This window comes from Amaricoccus sp., from assembly GCF_017993425.1.
Taxonomy (GTDB): Bacteria; Pseudomonadota; Alphaproteobacteria; order Rhodobacterales; family Rhodobacteraceae; genus Amaricoccus.
This window is the reverse complement of sequence record NZ_JAGOMQ010000072.1, coordinates 1-10528: the sequence shown is the minus strand read 5'-3', so window position 1 is coordinate 10528 and position 10528 is coordinate 1. Positions and strand designations below refer to the sequence as shown.

General features: G+C 73.1%; 6 protein-coding genes. 5 read left to right on the top strand and 1 reads right to left on the bottom strand.

Features of this window, described 5'->3' with window-relative positions; genetic code table 11:
• The first annotated feature begins 44 nt into the window (after positions 1 to 44).
• On the top strand, positions 45 to 1265 hold the full coding sequence (gene trpB, locus KBB57_RS19450; RefSeq protein ID WP_290753901.1) for a tryptophan synthase subunit beta: 1221 nt from the start codon (positions 45 to 47) through the stop codon (positions 1263 to 1265).
• A gap of 167 nt (positions 1266 to 1432) precedes the next feature.
• Complete coding sequence (locus tag KBB57_RS19445) at positions 1433 to 3562, top strand: catalase (protein WP_290753898.1); 2130 nt, start codon at positions 1433 to 1435, stop codon at positions 3560 to 3562.
• A gap of 848 nt (positions 3563 to 4410) precedes the next feature.
• Here KBB57_RS19445 and KBB57_RS19440 read toward each other — a convergent pair.
• Positions 4411 to 6144: a SulP family inorganic anion transporter gene (locus KBB57_RS19440; RefSeq protein ID WP_290753896.1), complete on the bottom strand. Its 1734-nt coding sequence runs from the start codon at positions 6142 to 6144 to the stop codon at positions 4411 to 4413.
• A gap of 580 nt (positions 6145 to 6724) precedes the next feature.
• On the opposite strand from KBB57_RS19440, the gene KBB57_RS19435 reads away from it, so the two are divergent.
• The 3 genes from KBB57_RS19435 (at position 6725) to KBB57_RS19425 (ending at position 10151) form a co-directional block, all read left to right on the top strand.
• On the top strand, positions 6725 to 7672 hold the full coding sequence (locus tag KBB57_RS19435; RefSeq protein ID WP_290753893.1) for an ABC transporter permease: 948 nt from the start codon (positions 6725 to 6727) through the stop codon (positions 7670 to 7672).
• On the top strand, positions 7669 to 8484 hold the full coding sequence (locus KBB57_RS19430) for an ABC transporter permease (RefSeq protein WP_290753890.1): 816 nt from the start codon (positions 7669 to 7671) through the stop codon (positions 8482 to 8484). The genes KBB57_RS19435 and KBB57_RS19430 overlap by 4 nt, the downstream gene beginning before the upstream one ends.
• Before the next feature lie 80 nt (positions 8485 to 8564).
• A complete protein-coding gene (locus KBB57_RS19425) occupies positions 8565 to 10151 on the top strand; it encodes an ABC transporter ATP-binding protein (protein ID WP_290753887.1) in 1587 nt (528 codons plus the stop codon).
• Positions 10152 to 10528 lie beyond the last annotated feature (377 nt).

The window sequence follows — 10528 nt, the reverse complement described above, 5'->3', positions numbered from 1 at the left end:
GGCGGGGGGCGGGGTATGGAGGGCGGGATCCGAGGAGCGAGCCCGTGACCATCAACCAGCCCAATTCCTTCCGCACCGGCCCCGACGAGCGCGGGCGCTTCGGCGACTTCGGCGGCCGCTTCGTCTCCGAGACGCTGATGCCGCTGATCCTCGACCTCGAGGCGGAATACGAGAAGGCGAAGACCGATGCGGACTTCTGGGCCGAGATGGACGATCTCTGGACGCATTACGTCGGAAGGCCGAGCCCGCTCTACTTCGCGCCGCGGCTGACGGAGCGGCTGGGCGGCGCGAAGGTCTACTTCAAGCGCGACGAGCTGAACCATACCGGCGCGCACAAGATCAACAACGTGCTCGGGCAGATCCTGCTCGCGCGGCGGATGGGCAAGACGCGGATCATCGCCGAGACGGGGGCGGGGCAGCATGGCGTCGCCACGGCGACGGTCTGCGCCAAGTTCGGGCTCAAGTGCGTCGTCTTCATGGGGGCGACGGACGTCGAGCGGCAGAAGCCGAACGTGTTCCGGATGCGGCTCCTCGGCGCCGAGGTGCGGCCCGTCACCGCGGGGCGGGGGACGCTCAAGGACGCGATGAACGAGGCGCTGCGCGACTGGGTGACCAACGTCCGCGACACGTTCTACTGCATCGGCACGGTGGCGGGGCCGCATCCCTATCCGGCGATGGTGCGCGACTTCCAGTCGATCATCGGCAAGGAGGCGCGGGCGCAGATGCTGGAGCGCGAGGGGCGGCTGCCGGACGTGCTGGTGGCCTGCATCGGCGGCGGGTCGAACGCGATGGGGCTGTTCCATCCGTTCCTCGACGACAAGGAGGTGCGGATCATCGGCGTCGAGGCCGGCGGGCATGGCGTCGACGAGCGGATGGAGCACGCGGCGAGCCTGACCGGCGGGCGGCCGGGGGTGCTGCACGGCAACCGGACGTATCTGTTGCAGGACGCGGACGGGCAGATCATCGAGGGGCATTCGATCTCGGCCGGGCTCGACTATCCCGGGATCGGGCCGGAGCACGCCTGGCTGCACGACATGGGCCGGGTGGAATACGTGAGCGTGACCGACGCGGAGGCGCTGGAGGCGTTCAGGCTCAGCTGCGAGACGGAGGGGATCATCCCGGCGCTGGAGCCGGCGCATGCGCTCGCCCACGTGGCGAAGCTCGCGCCGACGCTGCCGCCGGAGACGCTGCTGGTGATGAACATGTGCGGGCGGGGGGACAAGGACATCTTCACCGTGGCCGAGGCGCTGGGGTCGGCGATCTGACGATTTCCCTGACATAGCTCGACAAGGCGGACCCTTCCGGCCCGTCGCCCGCCCCGTGAGGCGCGCGGGGGAACCGGGGGGGCGGACGGCGGTTTCCCGAACGGAGGCATCGCGGGGACGGGCGTGGCCCGGGCCTGGCGCGTGCGCGGCCAGCGATGGGGGAGACCATGCCAGCGACGACGGGTCCAGCGACGGAGCGCGACGGGACGATCTTCGAGCCGACCTCGGAGAGCCAGTCCGGGAACGCGACGCGGGAGCGCAGGCGCAACCCGGGGAACGGCGGGGAGACGCAGCAGGCGCCGGACCGCGGCGGGGCGGCGATGACGACGGCGCAGGGCGTGCCGGTCTCGGACAACCAGAACTCGCTGAAGGCGGGCCTGCGCGGGCCGACGCTGATGGAGGATTTCCACCTCCGCGAGAAGCTCTTCCACTTCGACCACGAGCGCATCCCGGAGCGGGTGGTCCATGCGCGGGGCTACGGCGCGCACGGGTATTTCGAGGCCACGGAGGCGCTGGCGGAGCTGACCATGGCGGCGCCGTTCCAGAAGGCGGGCAAGCGGACGCCGGCCTTCGTGCGGTTCTCGACGGTGGCGGGGGCGAGGGGCTCGGCGGATCTGGCGCGCGACGTGCGGGGCTTCGCGGTGAAGCTCTACACGGAGGCGGGCAACTGGGACCTCGTCGGCAACAACATCCCGGTCTTCTTCATCCAGGACGCGATGAAGTTCCCCGATCTCGTGCATGCGGTGAAGGACGAGCCGGACCGGGGATTCCCGCAGGCCGCGTCGGCGCATGACAACTTCTGGGACTTCATCTCGCTGACGCCGGAATCGCTGCACATGATCATGTGGGCGATGTCGGACCGGGCGATCCCGCGGGGCTTCCGCTTCATGGAGGGGTTCGGGGTCCATACCTTCCGGATGGTGAACGCCGGGGGGAAGTCGAGCTTCGTCAAGTTCCACTGGAAGCCGAAGCTCGGGATGCAGTCGGTGGTCTGGGACGAGGCGGTGAAGATCAACGGCGCGGACCCGGATTTCCACCGGCGGGACCTGTGGAACGCCGTCCAGGCCGGGGACTTCCCGGAATGGGAGCTCGGGTTGCAGGTCTTCGACGAGGGCTTCGCCGACCGCTTCGCCTTCGACGTGCTCGACCCGACCAAGCTCATCCCCGAGGAGGAGCTGCCGGTGCGGATCGTCGGGCGGCTGGTGCTCGACCGGATGCCGGACAACTTCTTCGCCGAGACGGAGCAGGTGGCGTTCTGCACGCAGAACGTCGTGCCGGGGATCGACTTCAGCGACGACCCGCTGCTGCAGGGGCGGAACTTCTCGTATCTCGACACGCAGCTGAAGCGGCTCGGCGGGCCGAACTTCACCCATATCCCGATCAACGCGCCGCGCTGCCCGATCCATCACTTCCAGCAGGACGGGCACATGCAGATGCGCGGGCCGAAGGGGCGGGCGAACTACGAGCCGAACTCCTGGGCCGAGGGCGGGCCGCGGGCGGATCCGCGGGCCGGCTATCGCAGCTTCCCGGCGCCGGTCGAGGGGGAGCGGCGGCGGCTGCGGGCGGAGAGCTTCGCGGACCATTACAGCCAGGCACGGCTCTTCTATCGCAGCCAGACGCCGGTGGAGCAGCGGCACATCGCCGAGGCGCTGACCTTCGAGCTCTCCAAGGTGGAGACGCCGGCGATCCGCGAGCGGGTGGTCGGGCACCTGCCGCTGATCGACGCCGGGCTGGCCGCGGCGGTAGCGGACGGGCTCGGGCTGCCGCGGGCGCCGGACGCGCACGAGCCGGCGGTCGCGCCGGTCGACCTCGCGCCGTCGCCGGCGCTGTCGATCCTCGCCAACGCCGCGGGGACGTTAAAGGGGCGGAAGCTCGGGCTGCTGGCGACCGACGGGGTGGACGCGCGGGCGGTGACGGAGCTGCGCGAGGCCTTCGCCGCGGAGGGGGCGATGGTCGAGGTGATCGCGCCGAAGGTGGGCGGCGTCGCCGCGGCTGGGGGGCGGCGGGTGGAGGCGCAGCATGCGCTCGCCGGCGCGCCGTCGGCGCTCTTCGACGCGGTGGCGGTGCTGGCGAGCGCGGAGGGGGCCGAGGCGCTGGCGGCGAGCCATCCGGCCAGGGCCTTCGTGGCGGACGCCTTCGCGCATGCGAAGCTGATCGGCGTCGGCGGCGCGGCCGAGCGGCTGCTCGCGGCGGCGGGCGTGGCGCGCGACGGCGGCGTCCATGACCTCGCCGCCGGCGCGAAGGCCTTCGCGGAGGCCTGCCGGGCGCTGCGCTACTGGAAGCGGGTGGGCGGCTGAGGGACCCGCCGGGGCCTCGGCGCCGGCGGCGCCGGTCGGGTGTTCACGCGTGAATATTCGGTAAGGCATTGATATCATTGTAGCCGGGGTGTGAGCGTCATCGGTTGGGCCCACCGATCCGCGTGACATGCTGCACGTCGGTGGAACGGAAGCCCCGCTGGAAGCAGGTCGCGGCGGGGACGCCAGACGGATTTGACCCGTGGCAAATCCGTCCGCGATCGCCCCTCGGGGGGCGAGCGCGAAGCCGCGCTCGCCGGGGCGATCACGGACGGATTGCGCGCTACGGGGAAATCTTCACCCCCCACGGCTTCCGCGCCAACGCGCTCCAGCCGTCGGCGCGGCGAAAGCCATGCTTTCGCCTGTCGCGCCGTGGCCTCGCGGGCAAAGCCCGCTTCGGTCGGCCGGCGCGCGCGCCGTGGATCCAGCAGGCAGGCGTCGTGCAGTGTGTCGGTTGGGCCAACCGATCTGCGTGACATGCTGCACGTCGGTGGAGCGGAAGCCCCGCTGGAAGCAGGTCGCGACGGGGACGACAGACGGATTTGACCCGTGGCAAATCCGTCCGCGATCGCCCCTCGGGGGGCGGGCGCGATTCCGCGCTCGCCGGGGCGATCACGGACGGATTGCACGCTACGGGGAAATCTGTCCCCCCCACGGCCTCCGCGCGCAACTGCGCTCCAGCCGTCGGCGCGGCGAAAGCCGTGCTTTCGCTTGTCGCGCCGGGCCTCGCGGGCAAGCCCGCTTCGGTCGGTCGGTCGGTCGGTCGGTCGGTCGGCGCGCGCGCCCCTTGGATCCAGCAGGCGTCGTGTAGCATCATCGGTTGGTTTCTGGTCGCGCTGGTCGCGGGTGGTTCAGGGTCGCCCGGAGCCGCCCGCCGCCCCGGGCGGGTTTGCGGGCGGCGCGGGGGCGGGTCTCGCGGCGTCGAAGGCGGCGACGGCGGCGTCCAGCGTCGGGAAGACCATGTCGGGGCCGATGCGGGCGACGAGGCCGGCGCGGGCGAGGCGGGCGAGGGCCGGGGCGTGGGCGTCGGCGATGGCGAGGCGGACGCCGCGCTCGTGCAGGTCGCGGGCGAGCTCGTCGAGCATCATCGCGCCGGTGACGTCGACCAGGGCGATGGCGCTGGCGTCGAGGATCAGCCAGTCCGGCGCGGCGGCGGCGTCGTCGAAGCGGGCGCGCAGGCTCGCATCGACGGCGTCGGCGTTGAAGAAGAGCACGTCGCCCTCGACGAGGGCGATGGCGAGGCCGGGCGTGGCGACGGCGAGCGGCTCGCGGTGGAGCTTGTAGAAGCCGGGGCGGCCCGGCACGCGGCCGAGGAGGGCGACGCGCCGCCGCATGGAGGCGTGGAGCACGTAGACGAGGGTCGCGGCGGCGGCGACGACGACGCCCTGCAGGACGCCGAAGCCGACGGCGCCGGCGAGGGCGATCAGCGCGAAGGCGAACTCGATGCGGCTGACGCGCCAGACCTCGCGGAGCGCGCCGAGGTCGATGAGGCTGAGCGCCGCGGCGACGAGGATCGCGCCGAGGGCCGGCTGGGGGACGACGCTGATCGCCGGGCCGAGGAACAGGATCGCCGCGAGGAGGACGAGGCCGGAGACGATGCCCGCGGCCTGGCTGTGGCCGCCGATCGAGAGGTTGATCGCGGTGCGCGAATCCGAGGCGGTGACCGGGAAGCCGCCGCAGAGGCCGGAGGCGATGTTGGCGGCGCCGAAGCCGACGAGCTCGGCGGAGGGGTCGACGCGCTCGCCGGTGCGCACGCCGAAGCTGCGGGCGGTGACGATGCCGGCGCCGAAGCTGACGAGGAAGATCGCGCCGGCGTCGACGAGGACCCGGCCCCAGGGCAGGCCGCTCACCGCGGGGAGGCCGAGCGGCGGCAGGCCGGCCTCGACGTCGCCGATGACGGCGACGCCCATGCCCCGGAAGTCGAGGAGCGCGGAGAGCGCCGCGGCGCCGACGATGGCGATCACCGGGCCGGGGACGGGCGAGCGCCAGGCGTCGGCGAGGCGGACGGTGGCGAAGCAGGCGGCGGCGGTGGCGAGGGAGAGCGGGTTGGCGTCGCCGGTCTCGCGGAGCGCCTCGACGAGCGGTGGGACGAGGCCGTCCGCGTCGATGTCGAGGCCGGTGATGCGGCCGAGCTGGCCGACGACGATGGAGAGCGCGATGCCGGCGAAGAAGCCGGCGAGGATCGGCCGGGACAGGAAGCTCGCGATGGCGCCGAGGCCGAGGACGCGGGCGAGGAGGCAGCAGGCCCCGACGGCCAGCGCCATGGCCGCGGCGATGGCGGCCGGGGAGCCGCCGCCCTCGGAGGCGGAGGCGACGACGCCGGCGATGACGCTGGCGAGCACGGTCATCGTCGCGGCGTCGGGGCCGGCGATCAGCCGGCGCGAGGGGCCGAGCAGGGCGTAGCCGAAGACCGAGGCGATGCTGGCGTAGAGGCCGGTCTCCGGCGGCAGGCCGGCGATGGCCGGGTAGGCGACGGCGCTGGGCAGGCCGACGGCGGCGATGGCGAGGCCGGCGGGGATGTCCTGGCGGAGCCATTCCGGCCGGAAGCCGGCGAGGCCGGCGAGGAGCGGGACGGCGCGCGTCACGCCGCGCCCGCTCCGGCGGCGCGCTCCGGCGATGCGCGGACCATGCTTCTCCCCGAGGCTCCCCCGCGATCCCGGCCGCGGCTGCGGTCATCCTGCGCGCGTTCGCGGGCGGCGCCAAGCGGAGGTGGGCGCGGGGGGAGCGCGGGGCGCGTGAGGGAGGGGCAGTGGGGCGCGCTGGAGGGCCGGTGGCTGGAAGGGCCGGGATGCGATGAAGCCGGGAGATGCTGAAGGCTGGGGAGCTCTGGAGGACAGGGGCGATGCAGGAAGGGGGGCTGGAGGGCCTGGGGCGGAAGGCGGCGGCCCGCTGGAAGGGACGGCGGAAGGCTGCGGCCCGCTGGAGGGGTCGGGGTGTGCGGGCGGGCGGCGCTGGAGGCCGGGGCGCCCCTGAGGCCGGGGCGCGCTTGAGGCCGGGGCGCGCTGGAAGGGCCGGGACGGGCAGGAAGGGCAGGAAGGGCAGGAAGGGCAGGGGCGCGCTGGAGGCCGGGACGGGCCGAGGGCCGGGGGGCGCCCGAAGGCCTGGGGCGTGCTGGAAATCGGCGGGGCGCACAACTAGGATGCGCCGAGGATCGGGGGGACTCCCGTGCTCGGCTATGTCGTCCATCGCCTCGGCTCGCTGGTCGCGAGCCTCGTCGTCGCGAGCGTCGTGGTGTTCGCGGCGATCGAGGTGGTGCCGGGGGATCCGGCGGCCTACATGCTCGGGATGAACGCCAGCCCCGAGACGGTGGCGGCGCTCAGGACGGAGCTCGGGCTCGACGCCGGGCCGGCGGTCCGCTACCTCGACTGGGTCGGGGGGATGCTGACCGGGGATTTCGGGGTCTCCTACACCTATCGCACGCCGGTGGCCGGGATGGTGGCGGACCGGTTGCAGGTGTCGCTGCCGCTCGCGGTCTATGCGCTGGCGCTGTCGACGGCGATCGCGTTCCCGGTCGGGATCTGGGCGGCGTCGCGGCGGGGGACGGCGGTGGACGCGGGCGTGATGGGCGCGACGCAGCTCGGGGTGGCGGTGCCGAACTTCTGGTTCGCGATGCTGCTGGTGCTGGTCTTTGCGGTCAACCTGCGCTGGTTCTCGGCCGGGGGGTTCCCCGGTTGGGGCGCGGGGGTCGGGCCGGCGCTGAAGGCGCTGACGCTGCCGGCGATCGCGCTGGCGCTGCCGCAGGCGTCGATCCTCGCCCGGGTGATGCGCTCGTCGCTCCTCGACACGCTGGGCGAGGACTTCGTGCGGACGGCGCGGGCGAAGGGGCTGACGCGGGGGCAGGCGCTGCGCCGCCATGCGCTGCGGAACGCGCTGATCCCGGTGCTGACGATCGTCGGGTTGCAGTTCTCCTTCCTGCTCGCGGGGGCGATCATCATCGAGAACGTGTTCTTCCTGCCCGGGCTGGGGCGGCTGGTGTTCCAGGCGATCTCGGCGCGCGACCTCGTGGTGGTCGAGAGCGTGGTGATGCTGCTGGTCTTCGCGGTGATCGTGGTGAACTTCGCCGTCGACCTCGCCTACGCCGCCGTCGACCCGCGGCTGCGGAGGCGGGCGTGACGCGGAGCCTGTGGGTCGGGGGGGCGCTGGCCGGGATCTTCGCGCTCGCGGCGCTGGCGTCCTTCGTGTGGACGCCCTGGGATCCGGCGGCGATCGACATCGCGGCGAAGCTGAGGCCGCCCTCGCAGGAGCACTGGTTCGGGACGGACCATTTCGGGCGGGACGTGTTCTCGATGGCGATGGTGGGGGCGCGGGTGTCGATCGCGGTGGCGCTGGTCGCGGTCGGGATCGGCATGGGGCTCGGCGTGCCGCTCGGGCTCGCGGCGGCGGCAGCGCGGGGGTCGCTGCTCGACGAGGCGATCATGCGAGGGAACGACCTCGTCTTCGCGTTTCCGGCGCTGCTGATCGCCATCATGATCACGGCGGTCTTCGGGCCCTCGGCGGTGAACGCGATCCTCGCCATCGGCATCTTCAACGTGCCGGTCTTCGCGCGTCTGGCGCGGGGGGGCGCGCTGGCGCTGTGGCAGCGCGACTTCGTGCTGGCGGCGCGGGTGGCGGGCAAGGGGCCGGCGCGGATCTCGGTCGAGCACGTGCTGCCGAACCTCGCGAGCCTGCTGATCGTGCAGGGGACGATCCAGTTCTCGCTCGGGGTGCTGGCGGAGGCGGGGCTTTCCTATGTGGGGCTCGGGGCGCAGCCGCCGACGCCGTCCTGGGGGCGGATGCTGGCGGAGAGCCAGACGATGATCTCGTTCGCGCCGTGGCTGGCGATCTTCCCGGGGCTCGCCATCGTGCTGACGGTGCTGGGGCTGAACCTGATGGGCGACGGGCTGCGCGACCTGCTCGACCCGCGCGTGCGAAGGGCGCGGGCGTGAGGGCGCGGGCGTGAGGGCGCGGGAATGAGGGCGCGGCCGCGAGGGGGCAGGCGTGAGGGGCCGGGCGTGAGGGGGCGCGGATGAGCCTGCTGGCGGTGGAGGACCTGTCGGTCGAGATCGACGGGGCGCCGATCCTCGAGCGGGTGTCGATGGGGCTGGGGCCGGGCGAGGTGCTGGGGGTGATCGGCGAGTCTGGCTCCGGCAAGTCGATGACCGCGCTCGCGGTGATGGGCCTCCTGCCGCGGGGGGCGCGGGCGAGCGGGCGGGTGCTGCTCGGGGGCGCCGACCTGCTGGCGCGGACCGAGGCGGAGATGTGCGCGATCCGCGGGCGCGACGTCGGCATGATCTTCCAGGAGCCGATGACGGCGCTCAATCCGCTGCAGACCATCGGCGACCAGGTGGCCGAGACGGTGCGGGTGCATGGCCGGGCGTCGCGGGCCGAGGCGCGGGCGGTGGCGCGGGCGACGCTCGACCGGGTCGGGCTGCCGGAGGGGCGGTTCCCGCTGGAGCGGTTCCCGCACGAGCTCTCGGGCGGGCAGCGGCAGCGGGTGGGGATCGCCATGGCGATCGCGCTCCGGCCGCGGCTGCTGATCGCCGACGAGCCGACGACGGCGCTCGACGTGACCACGCAGGCGGCGATCCTCGTGCTGCTGCGCCGGCTGGTCGACGAGGACGGCATGGGGCTGGTGCTGATCACCCACGACCTCGCCGTGGTGGCGGAGACCGCGGCGCGGGTGGCGGTGATGACCGGCGGCAAGGTGGTGGAGGCGGGCGCGACGCGCGACGCGCTGCGGGCGCCGCGGCATCCCTATACCCGGACGCTGATCGCCGCCTCGGCGCACCGGCCGGCGCGGCTGCCGCGGATCGCGCGGACGCCGCTCCTCAAGGTCGAGGGGCTGACGCGCGACTATCCCGGGCCGCGGCGCGGCCTCTTCGGGCGGGAGACGCCGACGCGGGCGGTGCGCAACGTCAGCTTCACGCTCCATGCCGGCGAGAGCCTCGGGCTCGTCGGCGAGAGCGGCTGCGGCAAGTCGACGCTGATGCGGGCGGTGCTCGGGCTCGACAGGGTCCAGGCGGGGCGGATCGTGCTCGACGGCGACGAGATCCGGGCGGGCGAGGCGATGGCGCCGGAGATCCGCGCCCGGATGCAGGCGGTGTTCCAGGACCCCTACGGCAGCTTCGACCCGCGCTGGCGGGTGGGGCGGCTGGTGGCCGAGCCGTTCCACCTCCTCGACGACGCGCCGCGGGGCGAGGAAAGGGCGGCGGCGGTCGTCTCGGCGCTGGAGGCGGTGGGGCTCGCGGCCGCGGATGCGGAGAAGTTCATCCACGAGTTCTCCGGCGGGCAGCGCCAGCGCATCGCCATCGCGCGGGCGCTGATCATCCGGCCGAAGCTGATCGTGCTCGACGAGGCGGTGTCGGCGCTCGACGTGCGGGTGCGGGCGCAGGTGCTCGACCTGCTCGGCGGGCTCTCGACGCGCTATGGCTTGAGCTACCTGTTCATCTCGCATGACCTGCACGTGGTGCGGGCGATCACCGACCGGGTGCTGGTGATGCGGGCGGGCGAGATCGTCGAGAGCGGTCCGACGCGGCGGGTGTTCGAGCGGCCGTCGCATCCCTACACGCGCGAGCTCCTCGCCGCGACGCCGGTGCTGGAGATGGCGGGGTAGGGGTGGGAGGCCGTGGAGGGCCCCGGGCGGATTACGGCGGCCGGGTGGGCGCCGCTGGATCGCGCGCGGGGAGCGCCCCACAGCGGGACGCCAGTCAGTATTTTGATATGTTTATATAAATTTGTTAACGGGCCGGTTATCCCGCGCTCCACGACGGAGGCGGCAAGGGGTTGACCGGCGGCAACGTCTCGCCTCGTGGCGGTGCCCGCAGGTTGACATGCGCATGTCAACCTGCTCGACGCGGAGCGGTCGGGGCGGGGATGGCGGAACCTCGAAGTGAATCGAACGGCGCCGCGAAATGCGGCGCTGATAACGATGCAATGATTTTCACCGTTTATATTCAAGAGACCTCTGCGAAACGCTTGGTTTGGCCTCTT